The organism is Limosilactobacillus coleohominis (assembly GCF_016901675.1).
Taxonomy (GTDB): Bacteria; Bacillota; Bacilli; order Lactobacillales; family Lactobacillaceae; genus Limosilactobacillus; species Limosilactobacillus intestinavium.
On the sequence record NZ_JACJKU010000040.1, the window covers coordinates 1 to 15279 of the forward strand.

14 protein-coding genes are annotated in these 15279 nt (G+C 41.6%); 10 read left to right on the plus strand and 4 right to left on the minus strand.

Going from position 1 to position 15279, the window contains the following annotated elements; genetic code table 11:
- Positions 1–1592, plus strand: a 1592-nt coding sequence (locus tag H5975_RS04880) for a peptidoglycan amidohydrolase family protein (protein WP_275086944.1), incomplete at its 5' end; no start/stop codon positions are given.
- Between the two features lie 93 nt (positions 1593–1685).
- Complete coding sequence (locus H5975_RS04885; RefSeq protein WP_204785121.1) at positions 1686–4277, plus strand: C39 family peptidase; 2592 nt, start codon at positions 1686–1688, stop codon at positions 4275–4277.
- An 83-nt stretch (positions 4278–4360) separates the two neighbouring features.
- Here the strand turns inward: H5975_RS04885 and H5975_RS08740 are convergent, their stop codons facing one another.
- From H5975_RS08740 to H5975_RS04895, 3 genes are read right to left on the minus strand one after another with little or no spacing between them, the layout of a single operon-like run.
- Positions 4361–4699 (minus strand): pyrroline-5-carboxylate reductase family protein, encoded by a 339-nt coding sequence (locus H5975_RS08740; RefSeq protein ID WP_239473146.1) that lies wholly within the window; start codon positions 4697–4699, stop codon positions 4361–4363.
- Positions 4699–5127 carry a pyrroline-5-carboxylate reductase family protein gene (locus tag H5975_RS08745; protein ID WP_239473147.1) on the minus strand — a complete coding sequence of 143 codons (429 nt, stop codon included), beginning with the start codon at positions 5125–5127 and terminating at the stop codon, positions 4699–4701. The genes H5975_RS08740 and H5975_RS08745 overlap by 1 nt, the downstream gene beginning before the upstream one ends.
- A 1-nt stretch (position 5128) precedes the next feature.
- Complete coding sequence (locus tag H5975_RS04895) at positions 5129–5854, minus strand: MucBP domain-containing protein (RefSeq protein ID WP_204785122.1); 726 nt, start codon at positions 5852–5854, stop codon at positions 5129–5131.
- Between the two features lie 149 nt (positions 5855–6003).
- Between H5975_RS04895 and H5975_RS04900 the strand changes: the two genes are divergently transcribed.
- Complete coding sequence (locus H5975_RS04900; protein WP_204785123.1) at positions 6004–6588, plus strand: ECF transporter S component; 585 nt, start codon at positions 6004–6006, stop codon at positions 6586–6588.
- 57 nt (positions 6589–6645) lie between these two features.
- Here the strand turns inward: H5975_RS04900 and H5975_RS04905 are convergent, their stop codons facing one another.
- Positions 6646–8859 carry an ATP-dependent Clp protease ATP-binding subunit gene (locus H5975_RS04905; RefSeq protein WP_204785124.1) on the minus strand — a complete coding sequence of 738 codons (2214 nt, stop codon included), beginning with the start codon at positions 8857–8859 and terminating at the stop codon, positions 6646–6648.
- Between the two features lie 269 nt (positions 8860–9128).
- Between H5975_RS04905 and H5975_RS04910 the strand changes: the two genes are divergently transcribed.
- The 7 genes from H5975_RS04910 (at position 9129) to H5975_RS04940 (ending at position 15091) form a co-directional block, all read left to right on the plus strand.
- Positions 9129–9326 (plus strand): hypothetical protein, encoded by a 198-nt coding sequence (locus H5975_RS04910; RefSeq protein WP_204785125.1) that lies wholly within the window; start codon positions 9129–9131, stop codon positions 9324–9326.
- Between the two features lie 98 nt (positions 9327–9424).
- Positions 9425–9691, plus strand: a complete 267-nt coding sequence (locus tag H5975_RS04915) for a phosphocarrier protein HPr (protein WP_178659812.1) — start codon at positions 9425–9427, stop codon at positions 9689–9691.
- A gap of 1 nt (position 9692) precedes the next feature.
- A complete protein-coding gene (ptsP, locus tag H5975_RS04920; RefSeq protein ID WP_204785126.1) occupies positions 9693–11420 on the plus strand; it encodes a phosphoenolpyruvate--protein phosphotransferase in 1728 nt (575 codons plus the stop codon).
- 126 nt (positions 11421–11546) lie between these two features.
- Positions 11547–12761 (plus strand): glycosyltransferase family 4 protein, encoded by a 1215-nt coding sequence (locus H5975_RS04925; protein ID WP_204785127.1) that lies wholly within the window; start codon positions 11547–11549, stop codon positions 12759–12761.
- Positions 12761–13783 (plus strand): glycosyltransferase family 4 protein, encoded by a 1023-nt coding sequence (locus tag H5975_RS04930; protein WP_204785128.1) that lies wholly within the window; start codon positions 12761–12763, stop codon positions 13781–13783. Before H5975_RS04925 ends, H5975_RS04930 begins: the two co-directional genes overlap by 1 nt.
- 1 nt (position 13784) lies before the next feature.
- Positions 13785–14810 (plus strand): lysylphosphatidylglycerol synthase transmembrane domain-containing protein, encoded by a 1026-nt coding sequence (locus H5975_RS04935; RefSeq protein WP_204785129.1) that lies wholly within the window; start codon positions 13785–13787, stop codon positions 14808–14810.
- 35 nt (positions 14811–14845) lie between these two features.
- Complete coding sequence (locus H5975_RS04940) at positions 14846–15091, plus strand: DUF1797 family protein (RefSeq protein ID WP_204785130.1); 246 nt, start codon at positions 14846–14848, stop codon at positions 15089–15091.
- Positions 15092–15279: the final 188 nt, after the last annotated feature.

Below are 15279 nucleotides of genomic sequence, written 5' to 3' on the forward strand. Positions count from 1 at the left end.
ATCATTACCTAATTGTTTTTGACAATACAGCCAATAGACAGGTAGCTACTCAACGAGTTACGACAATTTCATCACCCGATGTTGCAGAGGTTTATAAGGATACAAGGTCAGCAGGTCAATCACGATTTAATATCACATTAAAGGGTCTCAATTTATTGCCTGGTCATTCTTATTCCATAGTTAGTCGTTACTCTGCAACTAATGCTGGTAATGGAGATAATGGGACCAGTGACCATACTGACTATTGGTATCCGTCATTTACTCTGATAAAACAAGCTTACAATGTTGATGGCTGGTCTACTAGCGGTAATCAGTTAACGGTGAATGGTTGGTTTGCTAATGATGAATCGCTTAGCAGGCCCCATGCTTTTGTAATTTTATTAGCAGATAATCAGGAAGTTGGCCGTCATGAAGTAGTTTTAACACCACGTAATGACGTGGCACAGGCATATCCAACCCTTTACAAGAGTGGGCTAAGTGGTTTTGTTACTACCTTTACTTTACCAACTGGCATCAAAGACAATTTACAATTAGTCTTACGTTTTAGCGACCAAAGTGATGGGGAAGGTCAGTATGTGGACATTTGGACTAATAAATATGTAGCTAACGCAGGAAATATTGATAATGTTACGACAAAAGATGGTAGGTTGACTGTTTCAGGATGGCATGCTAGTGAAGATTCTAGAAAGCCTTATCAGTATCTTTTTGCTATTGATGCAGAAACTAATCAAGAGATTACCCGCTGGCAAATATCATCTGCTAATGATGGTTTGTCACGTACAGATGTGCAGCGTGCTTATCCATGGATTATTAACAGTAATAATTCAGGACTAAATGTTGAGATTACTAACTATTCAATCTTAGCTGGCCATGAAGTAAAGTTCATGCATCGCTATACCGATGATCCAGTAGGAAATGGTCATAGTACTGATTACTGGGACAATGCAGTTTTTTATTTTGATCCTTTAACAAGTAGATTAATCCAAAACCAGTTTTTAGTTGTTCCAGGTCAGGTCAAAGCGGTTTACTTTGGTGCAGATGGTCGGAGGATGACAGGACTAGTTTCCATCAACGGTCGTGATTATTACTTTGATCCAGCAACTGGCAGGCTAATGTATTTTGCCGGGAGAATTGAAAATATCATTAATTGGTTCCGTTCACGGCGAGGTCGCATTACTTATTCGATGGCTGGTTCTAGAAACGGTAGTGATGGGACAGCTGATTGTTCTGGTTCAATAGTGCAAGCAGTCCGTGATGCTGGCGGCATTCCATATGCCTATCTTTATGACACAGAAACAATGCATGAATATATTCAGGAAAATGGTTACTATCTTGTTGGGGAAGGTACCGGACGGATTCAGGTTCAATATGGAGATATAGTAATCTGGGGTCGTCGTGGACGAAGTGAAGGCAGTTTTGGCCACACAGTTACCATTTCCACTATGGGAAGTGGTAATAATCTAAATTGTATTTCAACATGTGCGCGAGTCCGCGGAATGGGGAATGCTGTCCAAGAATATAATTATTATAGTTACTGGGCTTATGACGGGTATCCATACCAGTATATTTACCGCCCATACAAAATGTTGTAAAAATAGTATTATAATATGTATTGGAAAAAGAAAAGAGACTCCAGTATGAAGTCTCTTTTTTCACGATAATGTATAAAATTGAGGAGTAATTTTATGGAAAGTAAGCGACGCTTTAAACTTTATAAAAGTGGCAAAATATGGTGCTGTATGGCAATTGCTTTTATGGCTACTACAATGGGAAGGGTAACGGCTCATGCAGATACGATGGATGATTCGCAGGTAAACCAGACAGTCATTACAAAATTAGACAGTAACGAGCAGAATGTAATTGATGATGCCAAAATAAGTCCACAACAAGTATCAGCATCAGTTACAACTAGTTCTAGTAACCAAGTACCAAATGATACTACTACTTACAACAACAACCCGGCAGCTAATTACGGGAATTTAGATAGTCATGAAATGCAAGTTGACCAACAAACGGGTCAGTTAACCATGCACGCGACTGGATGGCAAGCCAGTGGACAAAGTAATGACCAGAGTTATCGCTACGCGATTTTATATGATAATACAGCCAACCGTGAACTCGATCGTGAGCGGGTTACTCCTGTTGAAAGGACGGATGTTCAGAAGGCTTATCCACATGTAGATAACAGCTTGTGGTCTGGCTTTGACGTTACCTTTAAATTGCCTAGTAATATTGCGGGACATTCATTAAGTGTAGTAGCTCGTTATAGTACGGATGCCATCAACGGGGAAGGTCAACATACAGATTACTGGTTTAGCCCAGTTGTACTAAACAAAGAAAATCGTGCCTCCTTGGATGGCTTAGAAACGGATGCACAAGGTAATATCCACGTTTCTGGTTGGCATGCATCTAACCAGGCACTTGGTAAGAAGTATCACTATGTAATTGCCTATGATCAGACCACTAATTGTGAAATCGCGCGTCAACTCGTTAATTATGTAAATCGGCCAGATGTTGCTCAGGCTTATCCGGTGATTTTAAATGCTGATTGGAGTGGATTTAACGCGACCTTTAAGCTCACCAGTCAATATGCTAACGATAATATTCAATTTATCAGTCGTTGGACGGATGACCCAGCAGGGAATGGAAACACTGTTGATTATTGGTTTGCACCAGTTCATAAACAAAATCGTGGTAATTTGGATTCTTGGGATTTAAGTAGTGGTCATTTACAAGTTAGTGGATGGCATGCCAATGATGCCTCAATTTATGAACCATATCACTTTTTAATTGTTTATGACAATACATCCGGACAACAGGTTGCTTCACAGCTGATTGAAAATCAAAGTTCAGCAGATGTTGCTAAAGTCTATGGATCGGATACCAGAACGGCTGGAGATTCCCGCTTCAATGTTGATATGGGATCGTTAAACTTGGTTGCTGGTCATAGTTATTCGTTAGTAAGTCGGTATTCAAATTCGGCCAGTGGCAATGGTGGTAATGGTAATTATACGGATTATTGGTATCCCAATGAAACTTTTGACCAAACTGCTTATAGTATTGATAACCTTTCCGCCAAAGATGGCCAAATTAACATTAGCGGATGGTTTGCCAGTGACGGCGCTGTCGGTAAGAATCATCCGTACATTATTTTCTTAATCAACGGCCGGGAGGTTGCTAGACAGGCAGTAACACTAAGTGACCGTCCAGATGTTGCTAAGGCTTATCCTAATCTTTATAACAGTTTACATAGTGGTTACAGTGTTAGTTTTGCTTTGCCAACTAACATCAGTGGGAATCTTCAATTCGTTTTGCGTTTTAGTGACCAAGTTGGTGGTGAAGGAAAGCACGTTGATATTTGGACAAAGACCTATGCTACTAATGCTGGTAACTTTGATACTATTGCGATCAATAGTAATTCACTCACGGTAACTGGATGGCACGCAACCATGAACTCAACAATCAAAACGTATCGGTATATTATTATTGTAGATGCTGATAATGGTAGCGAATATGGTCGCTGGCAAGTTAATGGAATGAGTCGTCCAGATGTTGAAAATGCCTACCCATGGATTGCCGGCAGTGATGACGCGGGATTTACCTTAACAGTTAATAATGCTAATTTTAATCATCACAATATTAAGGTTATTCATCGTTATACTAATGATCCTGCTGGTAATGGAGATTATGTTGATTATGAATCGGGAGTTCTTCATATTCATTCATGGTATAAAGAAGGGAACGCTGTTTACCATTTAAATGATAGTCAACAAATTGACTATGTACTAAATGATGCCCTTAATATATGTCAACGACCGGATTTACCTACTGGGTGTGAAATGACGGCTGTCACGATGATGCTTCAATACGCTGGTGTTAACGTTTCTAAGGAACAGGTTGCAAATGTAACACCACGAAGTAGTAATCCTTACTACGGATTTGTAGGTAATCCATACAGTAATTATGGATCGGGACTTTGGGTAGCACCAAGTGGAATCGCATCAGTGGTTCAACGATATCTCGGAACAGTCTGGAACATGACCGGATGTAGCTTGGCTCAAATCAAAAACCAATTAATTAATCGACATTTGGTGGTTGTATGGCAAGCTTATATGCATGGATTTGGTACTCATGCGATTACCTTAACCGGGTTCGACGGTAGCGGATTCTACTACAATGATCCTTGGACGGGCCAAAAGAATGTTCATATTACATTTGGTACCTTTGATTGGAACTGGCGTGATGACCCAGCAAGTCGTGGAGCATTAAGTTACTAAAATGATACTTAGACATGTTAATTAATCATAAAAAGGTTAGGTAAGAGAACGTGATCTCTTACCTAACCTTTTACTATCTAAATTCAATTATCACTAGCCTGATCCACAGCATCCATGATTGCAAACCGCACGCCATGTTTTTCTAACGCTTCCACTCCCCGGATGGTGGTGCCACCTGGAGAAATGACTTGATCACGTAATGTGGAGGGGCTTAACTTGCTATCTAATGCTAACTTACCAGAACCGTTAATCATGCTTGCAGCTAACTGGTAAGCCTTGTCGCGGCTTAGACCGTGTTTAACAGCTGCATCACCAAGCGCATCCATGATGATGTCAATAAAAGCTGGACCACATCCGCCAATTGTCCCGACAACATTCAATTGCTCCTCGGTAACGACAACGACATTGCCCAGTAAATTCATCAGGGGAAGAACTTCTTTTTGAGCTGATTAGCGTTGTCGCTAAATGCCATGCCAATGGTTCCAGCGTTGACTGCTACGGGGATATTAGGAATTATCCGCATCCATGCGTGGTGAGGCAATGTCTGCTGTAGATTTGCTAAACTAATGCCAGCAGCTGCTGAAATCATTGTTACCTGGGGCGAAATATCTTGAAATTGTTTTACCACGTCCAAGGTAACAGCGGCAGGGGTGGTCAATACCAAACTATCGGGGTGCCAGTTCATCATCGCTGTGGCATCATTAAAGAGCCTTAGATGATGTTGCTGACAAAACTTTGTGACCCGTGGGTTTTCTGGATTCATAACGGCAATATCATTTTGACCAGCTTTTAGCCAGCCCTTGACCATTGCTGATCCCATATGGCCAGCTCCAATTACACCGATTCTCATCTTATTCGTCCTCACCTTGTTCTAATAAATGCACATAGGCCCCATTAATAAAGCCCCGCTTTTCATCTTGGTACCAGGTAACCCCGTTTTCATCTTCCATTCGTCCCACTAAGACCAAATCTTGACCGTTAGCAACAGTCCCGGTCGCTTTCCCATATGGATAATCATAGGTATAAAGGTGACCGCCTTTCAGGTAATCCACAGTAGCCTTAACCTTATTCAAAGGGAGAACCCTTAATTCTGTTACGGGGCCTTCCTTGACGGGCTGCTTGGCAAACGGATCATGGTGCACAATTTGCATACTATTAACGTCAAACTTAATCCACCGGTCTGCGTTAATTTCGTACCAAAATTCACCGTTGGTCGTTGCTACCCGTTCGAATGAGCGGACATACATATCGCCAGGGAGTTTCTGATCAATTGGCATCCCAGCAACTTGGTTAAATTGGGTAGTCGGTTGTTTGATGTAGAGGTACATATCGATGTTTTCGATTTCTCCCCAAGTCTTTTTACGATAAAAAAGGTGAACGTTTTCTTGACTACCATCGAATTTGCCAACTAATTTTCCTTCAGACTTGATGAATTTGTACTGAGGTAATTCTTTCTTAATAATGGTATAGTCATCATTTTCGTAACCCCGAATTAGCTGGGGTACTTCCAAATTACTTCCCGAGTCAATGTCTTGATAATACACCCAAATTGGGCGACCTGTTTTTGCGATTTTCATGAGTTTCAGCTCCATTAATTTAGTATTTATTAACATCAGTATACCGCTTTTACAATAGTGAAGAGAGCATTCTTCTCATTCTTAAATGAAGTGTAGGAAACTAGGATAAAATGTGATAGAATTTCATCATCAAAAATAAGGAGTTCATTATGAATCCACAACGTCAAAAAATTCATACTATGACGAGGCGCACACTGTTGATTGTTTTAATCGTCTTGCAAGACTTGTTACCATTTATTGGTAATGTTCCAATTGGGCCACTTTCGATTACAACTTTGCCGATTACGGTGGCCACAATTGCCATCCTTTTGGGACCCTTGGAAGGCGCAATTGCAGGGACCACTTGGGGAATTCTCACGTGGATCCGGGCCTTTGTTTATCCAAGTAGCGCCTTGGCACCGTTAATTTTTACTAATCCTCTTATCGCGGTGGTGCCCCGAATTTTAGTAGGGGTGGTTGCTGGTTACATTTTCAAAATATTGTCGTCGCGTGAAAAGGTGGCCGCAACGGTAGCCGGAGCAACCGCTTCTCTAACAAATACGTTGCTGGTTCTTGGTAGTATATTAGTATTTGCTAATACCCCAGCGGTAGCGAGCGGTTATCATACTAATCAGGCAGGATTAGCTGCAGCATTAGGCACTATCTTGGCGACTAATGGTGTCGTTGAACTAATTATAACGGCAGCGGTCACACCACTAATTGCCATCCCGCTACTAAATCATCTTAAAAAGTAAAAACAGTTTGGATCATCTCTGATCTAAACTGCTTTTTTGTTTCTTTATTTAATTAAATTAGTTGGCATTTTCCGTGTTTGAGGAAACAGGGGAGGCATCCTTAGCTGCTACCGTGATTTGATCACCATCCATTTTGGCAACTAAGTCATGAGCATCACTGTTATCCAAAACGTAGTCCGCAATCCGGTCTTCAATCTGTTCTTGGATTACCCGACGAAGTGGCCGAGCACCCATCTTTGGATTGTAGCCCAATTCAACCAGCTTTTCTTCCACATCTCCTGGAACGTCAATGTGTAATTTCCGGTCAGCTAACATACTGTTAACATCGTCAATCATCAAATCAACGATCTTCATCAGATCATCCTTGGTGAGGGCGTTGAATTCGACAATATCGTCAAACCGGTTTAAGAATTCTGGCTTGAAGTAGTTAGTTAACTTGTCCAAAACAGAAGTGGTATTGCCTGATGCTTCAGCACCAAAACCAACACTGTTAACCGCATCGCCAGAACCGGCGTTAGACGTCATGATGATGATTGTATCCTTAAAGGAAACGGTCCGTCCTTGTGAATCGGTCAAACGACCGTCATCCAAAATCTGAAGAAACATGTGCATAACATCTGGGTGTGCCTTTTCTACTTCGTCCAAGAGAATCAAACTGTATGGGTGACGCCGTACTTGTTCAGTTAACTGACCAGCTTCTTCGTAACCAACGTAACCAGGAGCAGCCCCGATTAACTTAGACGTGGAAGTCTTGTCCATGTATTCAGACATGTCAAAACGAATCATAGCGTCCTTAGAACCAAAGAGTTGCTTAGCTAATTGCTTAGCAGTTTCGGTCTTACCAACCCCAGTTGGTCCCACAAAGAGGAAGGAACCAATTGGACGACCGGACTTGTTTAAACCAATCCGGTTCCGCCGAATGGCGCGGGCAATCTTATCAACCGCTTCAGTTTGACCAATGACATGTTGATCAAGCTTCTTGTCTAAGTCCTTCAGTTGATTTTCTTCTTGTTTTTGGAGGTCGCCAACAGGGATGTTCGTCTTCTCTTCGACGATGTTTTGCATGTCCTTGACAGTAACAGTGGCTTCATCTTCAACCTTGTTTTCTTCGGCTTCTTTCTTAGCCTTAGTCAGACGGGTCACTTGGTCACGATAGAAGGCAGCCTTTTCATAATCTTGGTTGTCCACCGCTTGTTGTTTGTGAGCTTCAGCCGTGTGAATTTCATTTTCAATGGCTTCAGGATCCACATTCTTTAATGTTAAGTTCTTTCGTGAACCAGCTTCATCTAAGAGGTCAATTGCCTTGTCAGGTAAGAACCGGTCTTGGATGTACCGGTCAGATAACTTCGCCGCAGCGACGATGGCGTCGTCAGTGTACTTGACGTGGTGATAATCTTGGTAGCGACCTTTAATACCGTTCAAGATTTGAATGGTTTCGTCAACAGAAGGTTCATCTACTTGTACTTGTTGGAACCGCCGGGCCATGGCACCATCTTTTTCAATCTTCCGGTACTCATTTAAAGTTGTGGCCCCAATTAATTGGAAGTCACCACGGGCAAGGGCAGGCTTCAGAACATTTCCTGCATCCATTCCACCTTCAGCATTGCCGGCTCCCATAATTTCATGGATTTCGTCAATGAAGAGGATGATGTTAGGATTATTAGAAACTTCCTTAATTAATTGTTGCATCCGTTGTTCGAACTGACCCCGGATGCCAGTTCCTTGAACCAAGGAAACCACGTCTAAACGGATAATTTCCTTATTTTGTAACTTCTCTGGCACATCACCAGAAACGATTGCTGTGGCTAATCCTTCCACAACCGCCGTCTTACCAACCCCGGCTTCACCAATTAATACGGGGTTGTTCTTGGTCCGCCGGTTCAAAATTTCAACCACGCGCTTGATTTCCTTATCACGACCAATGACGGGGTCAATTTTTCCTTGCCGCGCGAGGTCGGTCATGTTAATACCAAATTGGGATAACATACCGCCCTTGCCATTACCGTTGCCGCCCTGGCGTTGTCGTTGAGCAGCACCAGCTGCACCAGCAGCTTGGCCTTGCATGCCATTTAAGGCGTTCATAAAGTCTTCCATATTACCGAAGGCAAATCCACCGTTATTCATACCATTTCCTCCATTCATCATATTTTCTTGCATTTGATTTAATTTTTCATAACAATTTTGGCAGAGGTCCACTTGCATCTTTTGTCCATTAAACATCATTTGTAAATGGATAGTTGCAGGATTCTTGTGACAGTTTTGACATAGCATGTCGATCCGATACCTCCTTAAAATACCTATCAAAAAAGTTTGACCTTTCTTGACTATTGATTATCATTATACTTACTTTTTCTTAGAAAGCAAGTATAAATCGGAATTAATTCAAAGTGGTGTAATGCTTGATATATTAACCATCGTTGGCGTTTTTGGCACTAACCAACCAACTAAATTTTAGCACTCTTTAGCTATGAATGCTAAATTTGACCAATGTTTGACCAAAATAATGTATAATGGTAGAAAAAGTTATGGGGGATGATGTGATGGCAGAAAATGATTATCAAACTCAATTGGATCAATTATGTAACAGGGACATCGATGAATTGGTGATTAAACCAGATCAATTTATGGATTTTCAAAAGGTCTTTCAATCCTATCCCTCGCGTTCAAAAATAGAAGGCGACGCTAAGCATGGTGGGGAGATTCATTATCACCTGACCAAGGGATCTCATGAATCATAATTTTAACTTGTATTTACCGCTTACAATCGCTATAATATAACAAAGTAAGGCATCGATTAGCTGCCTCAATAATTATTGTTCGAAGGAGAATGATTATAATGGAAAAACGTGATTACACTATTATTGCTGAAACTGGGATTCACGCACGTCCTGCTACCATCCTGGTTCAAACTGCTTCAAAGTTCACTTCAGACATTACCTTAACTTACAATGGTAAGAGTGTTAACTTGAAGTCCATCATGGGTGTGATGTCACTCGGTGTTGGTCAAAACGCTGAAGTTACCATCTCAGCTGAAGGTGACGACGAAAAGGACGCCATCGCAGCTATCGATGAAACAATGAAGAAGGAAGGACTGGCTGACTAATATGTCCCATACTCTTAATGGCATTGCTGCCGGTGGAGGGGTTACCATTGCACCAGTCTATGTCATGGGGGCATCCAGTCTAACTGCGCCTGCAAAGGCCGCTAATGATGAGGATCATGAGGCAAAACGGCTTCATGATTCTTTTTCTTTAACAAGGAAAGATTTAGTGAAAATTGGCCAACAGGTGGAAGAAGAATTTGGTCACCCGATTGCAACGGTGCAAACGTTAATTACGATTATTGATGATTCCAATATTCGTCAACTAGCACAAGACATGCTGATTGAAAACCGGTGGACAGCTGAATGGACTGTTGAACAACTGGTAAGTCAGTTAAAAAAGTTGTCAACGGTGGCGGTAAGCAGCCCATTTTGGAATAATGCGGTAAACGATCTTGGACAACGGATGCTTAGTCATTTACTGCATAAGCCGATTCCGGATGCTGCAAACCTTGATCACCGGGCAGTAGTGATCGCCCATTCGATTAGTCCTACCCAGATTGTACGGTTTGACCGGCAATTGGTGGCAGCAATTGTGACCGACTTAGGTGGTGCTACCTCACATTTCTCATTATTAACGGAAGAACTAGCAATTCCCGGAGTAGTGGCGACTCATGAAGTTACTAAGTATGCTCATGACGATATGGTCGCAATTGTCGACGGGATTCATGGTAAGGTCATTTTGCAACCTTCACCACAAGAAATTGACGACTATCAAAAGATGGCTGCTCAATACGCGCGTGGGAATAACCTGCTTGGCAAGCTGAAGCATGAAGAAACCCGGAGTGCTGATGGTCAACGAATTCGGGTTTCTGCTAATATTTCGCTACCTGATGAGATCAGTACTGTTGCTGATAGCGGTGCTGAAGGAATCGGGTTATTCCGGACTGAGTTTATGGTCATGAAGGATGCTCAGTTAGCAAGTGAAGAGCGGCAATTCCAAGCATATAAAAAAGCAGTTACGGCGATGCCAGACCAACTGATCGTGGTACGGACACTCGACATTGGCAATGACAAGCTGGTTGATAATCTCGAGGTGGATAATTACCAGTTAAATCCTGCACTTGGCATGCGCGGTATTCGGTTAGGCTTAGCTCATGAAGAACTGCTTCGTCCACAATTACGTGCTCTGCTTCGTGCATCAGCATATGGAAAAGTTGCTATTATGTTTCCAATGGTAACAACCGTTGCTGAATTTAGGAAAGCACGGGATATAGTAGATCAAGAAATTGACCATCTCAAACAGCAAGGATACGATTTGGCCGATGATATTCAAGTCGGAATGATGGTCGAAACTCCAGCAGCCGTTACAATGGCTGATCAACTGGCGCAATACGCTGATTTCTTTAGTATTGGATCAAATGATTTGGTGCAATACTTGTTTGCAACTGACCGGACTAATGATGATACTAAGTCCTTATATCAACCACTGCATCCGGCGATGTTGAGATCAATTTTTCGTGTTATTCGGCAAGCGCATACTGAAGGTAAATGGGTCAGCCTTTGTGGTGAAATGGCTGCTTTGCATGTTGCAGAACCGTTATTATTAGCAATGGGACTGGACGAATTTTCGGTACCAGCTGATCACGTTCTGTCACTGCGACACTTAATTAGTGGTTTATCTGCGCGACAATTACAGCCGGTTTTGCATAAGGCTCTCAGCCTGCAGAACGCAAGTGAAGTCGAACAGTTAATTAAAAAGACGCTTCCCGATTTATACCAGGAAAAATAAAAGGTCAAGATCACAGATTTTGGCCTTTTTATTAAGCAACTTAACTTGCGACATAATACGAGAACGTTTAAAATAGTGAGAATATGTTGTACGAAGAATCAATAACTCTGCAAAGGAGAATTTCGGTTGAATATTGGACTGTTTACAGATACATATTTTCCGCAGGTCAGTGGGGTTGCGACTTCCATTAAGACCTTACGTGACGAATTGATTGCTCAAGGGCACCATGTTTATATTTTTACATCTTCCGATCCCAGAGCAACGGATTCTCCAGAAGACGGGATTTACCGTTTCCCAAGTGTACCGTTTGTTTCTTTTAAAGATCGACGAATTGCATTTACTGGCTGGCTAAAAGTATTGCGCATTGCCCGAAAGCTGGATCTTGATATTGTTCACAATCAGACGGAGTTTTCGCTTGGTGTGATGGGTAAAATGGTGGCAAAGGAATTAGGGATTCCTTGTATCCACACTTACCACACAATGTACCAGGATTACCTGCATTACATTGCCAACGGCCGGGTATTGAAACCTAAAGATGTTGCCAGATTAGCACATTTGTACTTAAAGAACATGGCAGGGGTGATTGCACCTAGTGAACGGGTCCTCGACACTTTGGAAAGCTATCATGTAGAGTCACCAATTCGAGTCATTCCTACCGGGGTTAATCTTCGGGTCTACCGTTTGCAGGACACACCTGAGCAAAAATTATCCATGCGTCAGAAATATGGTTATGATCGCGACACACCTGTGCTGCTATCATTAAGTCGGCTGGCATTTGAAAAGAATATTCAAGAGTTGATCGCTTCAATGCCGGACGTTTTAGCTAAGGAACCAACTGCCCAATTATTAATTGTTGGTGATGGTCCGGCACGGCAATCCCTAGAACGTCAGGTTCGAGAAATGAACCTGCGCGACCACGTTACGTTTGCTGGGCAGATCAGTAACGATGAAGTGCCTCATTATTACCAAATTGCGGATGTCTTTGTGTCAGCGTCAGATTCTGAATCGCAAGGTCTAACTTATGATGAGTCTTTGGCATCTGATGTGCCAATCGTTGTGCGGCGTAGTGAATATACCGATCAATTGATTGATGATCCGGGAATTGGAATGAGTTTCCAAAAACGTGCTGATTTGGTCAAGGGCATTTTGCATTATATTCAAAATCCACCAGTAGAAGAAGCTAAGGTAAAGCGCGAACAGAAACTTCACGATATTTCTGCAGAAGTCTTTGGTCGGAGAGTCGTTGAATTTTACGAAGATTGTCAAATGCGGGTCGCTGAGGAACAAGCATTGAAGCAAGAACACCGGCGACACTTGTTTCATCATTCAAGGAGATTCTAATGCTAAAAATCACGATGTATTCATCAGCTGACAAAGTTAAGGGGCAAGGAGTCGGCAGTGCCTACATTGAACTAGTCAAAATGCTGCAAAATCGCTTTAGCGATGAATTCGATATTGCCATTAACAAACGCAGGGTGAGTGACATTAGTCATTACCATACGATTGATCTGCCGTTTTATTTTTCTACATTTTCTAAGAAACGTGGTCGTAAAATTGGCTACGTTCATTTTTTACCAGAAACTTTGGAAGGCAGTTTAAAAATTCCGCAACCATTTCGGGGGATTTTCTATCGATACGTGATTGCGTTTTACAAACGGATGGACCATTTAGTAGTAGTGAACCCGTCCTTTATCCCTAAGTTGATGGCGTATGGAATTCCAAAGGAGCAGATTTCATACATCCCTAACTTTGTTGATAGCGATAACTTTTATCCAGTTACTGCAAAACGACGGCATGAACTACGTAAGAAATGGCATATTGCGGACGATCAGTTTGTCGTTTTAGGGAGTGGCCAAGTTCAGGAACGGAAAGGGGTTCCTGATTTCATTCGGTTAGCTAAGGCTAATTCTGATGTGCAGTTCATCTGGGCTGGTGGCTTTTCTTTTGGTGCAATCACGGATGGCTATAAAGAACTCAAACAAGTGGTAGATAACCCGCCAGCTAATTTACGCTTTCCGGGGATTGTTTCGAGACAAGAAATTGCTGAGTTAAATAACGTTGCTGATTTATTTCTGCTACCTTCATATAATGAACTGTTTCCAATGTCGGTATTGGAGGCTTTCTCTTGTGGTACACCGGTAATGCTTCGTGACCTTGATTTATACCATTCAATTATAGAGGGATATTATGAACCGGCGGCGGATGTTGGTGTTATGAATAAGAAATTGACTGATCTTATTCACAACCCGGACCGGTTGGCGCAGTTGCGGGACAAGGCGCTTGAAGCTTCCCAACGATATTCTAAAGAACATTTGGCAACGATTTGGCATCAGTTCTATATTGCACAGGCAAAGGAGAAGTAATATGTCGAGAAAGAATTGGTTAGTACTGATCTTAATGCTCCTGCTTGGTGGTGGGATTTTTGCTTATTCGTTGCGGAATACTAATCTCCATGAGGTTAGTAGTGACTTAGCTACCATGAACTGGGGATGGTTCTTGGTAGCGGTGATTTGTATTTGCTTATACCTTGGCCTTGAAGGGGTAGTTGTTAAAATCTTCATGAGCAACCGTTATCCTAGTTTTACATGGAAGGACGCATTACGACTGCCACTGATTGAACAACTCTTTAATGGAATTACACCATTTTCAACCGGTGGACAACCCGCTCAACTGCTGGCAATGTTACAATCAGGAGTAGATGGCGGAATTGCTAGTTCTGTATTATTGATGAAGTTTGTGGTGTTCCAATCGATGATCGTGGTGAATTTCATCATTAGCTTATTAATTGGTTTCCACTATATTGAAGAAAAACTGCACGTGTTATCGTTACTGGTCGTGTTCGGCTTTGTTATTCACTTGAGTGTAATTGTTGCGTTACTCATGGTCATGTATTGGTACCGGTTCACTAAGCGGATGATGAACATTGTAATTAAGCCGGTGAGGTGGTTTGTTAAACCGCAGCGTTATGACAAAATAAAGTATTCATTAAATGAAAAGGTGGATTCTTTTTATAAAGAAAGTATCAAAATGAAAACAGAATATGGAAAATTAGCTAAAGTTGCTGGGGTTACTATCCTCCAATTACTGGCATATTACATTATTCCGTATTTCATTTTATTAGCGTTAAATATCCATGGAGTGAATCTGATCATGGCGATGAGCTTACATACGTTAATTTTTATGATCATTTCACTTTTTCCAATCCCAGGAGGAACTGGTGGTGCAGAATACAGTTTCGCGGTCCTCTTTACTGCTTTTACAAGTTCACATAGTAAGTTGGTAGTAGCGATGTTGCTATGGCGAGTGCTGACATATTACTTTGGAATGTTTGCCGGGATGTTTGCACTAATGGTTAAACCAGATAAAGTCAAAAATAGTATGGGAGTTTAGGTTCACTAAACTCTTTTTGTTTAAGGAGTTTTAAAATGCATTCTAATTTGCAAAAAATAATTAACAGACTAAATGCAATGACGTTGGACAACAGCAGAGAGTTTCAGGTCCGTGAATTTGCTCAATATGGAGTTCCGGTTTGCAAGGTGACATATTTTAGGGATCGTGGTGAATTTGTAGTAGATCGGTACAATCCAGATCGTGATTTAGTTTTCGATAATATTGATTTAGTAGCTATTGAAATTTATGATTGCCTTTATGATTTTCAACATTCTTTTTAGACGAATAAATTCCGATTAGAAGTAGTTTTCGATCTGGATAAATCGAACTTTAAAACTTACTGATTTACGAATGTCCAGCTTTACAAAAAAGTTAAAAAAGTTTGCTGAGTTTTGTTGACAACCCACTATAGTCACTGGTATATTAATTATCGTTGTCACGGCAGTTAAGTTTTTAACCGCTTCGACAA

Excerpts from the sequence above, each read along its gene's own strand:
- H5975_RS04900 (WP_204785123.1), top strand. The coding sequence starts at position 6,004 with ATGAATCCACAACGTCAAAAAATTCATACTATGACGAGGCGCACACTG.
- H5975_RS04895 (WP_204785122.1), bottom strand. The coding sequence starts at position 5,854 with ATGAAAATCGCAAAAACAGGTCGCCCAATTTGGGTGTATTATCAAGAC.
- H5975_RS08740 (WP_239473146.1), bottom strand. The coding sequence starts at position 4,699 with ATGAATTTACTGGGCAATGTCGTTGTCGTTACCGAGGAGCAATTGAAT.
- H5975_RS04935 (WP_204785129.1), top strand. The coding sequence starts at position 13,785 with ATGTCGAGAAAGAATTGGTTAGTACTGATCTTAATGCTCCTGCTTGGT.
- H5975_RS04930 (WP_204785128.1), top strand. The coding sequence starts at position 12,761 with ATGCTAAAAATCACGATGTATTCATCAGCTGACAAAGTTAAGGGGCAA.
- ptsP (WP_204785126.1), top strand. The coding sequence starts at position 9,693 with ATGTCCCATACTCTTAATGGCATTGCTGCCGGTGGAGGGGTTACCATT.
- H5975_RS04905 (WP_204785124.1), bottom strand. The coding sequence starts at position 8,859 with ATGCTATGTCAAAACTGTCACAAGAATCCTGCAACTATCCATTTACAA.
- H5975_RS04910 (WP_204785125.1), top strand. The coding sequence starts at position 9,129 with ATGGCAGAAAATGATTATCAAACTCAATTGGATCAATTATGTAACAGG.
- H5975_RS04940 (WP_204785130.1), top strand. The coding sequence starts at position 14,846 with ATGCATTCTAATTTGCAAAAAATAATTAACAGACTAAATGCAATGACG.
- H5975_RS04885 (WP_204785121.1), top strand. The coding sequence starts at position 1,686 with ATGGAAAGTAAGCGACGCTTTAAACTTTATAAAAGTGGCAAAATATGG.
- H5975_RS08745 (WP_239473147.1), bottom strand. The coding sequence starts at position 5,127 with ATGAGAATCGGTGTAATTGGAGCTGGCCATATGGGATCAGCAATGGTC.
- H5975_RS04915 (WP_178659812.1), top strand. The coding sequence starts at position 9,425 with ATGGAAAAACGTGATTACACTATTATTGCTGAAACTGGGATTCACGCA.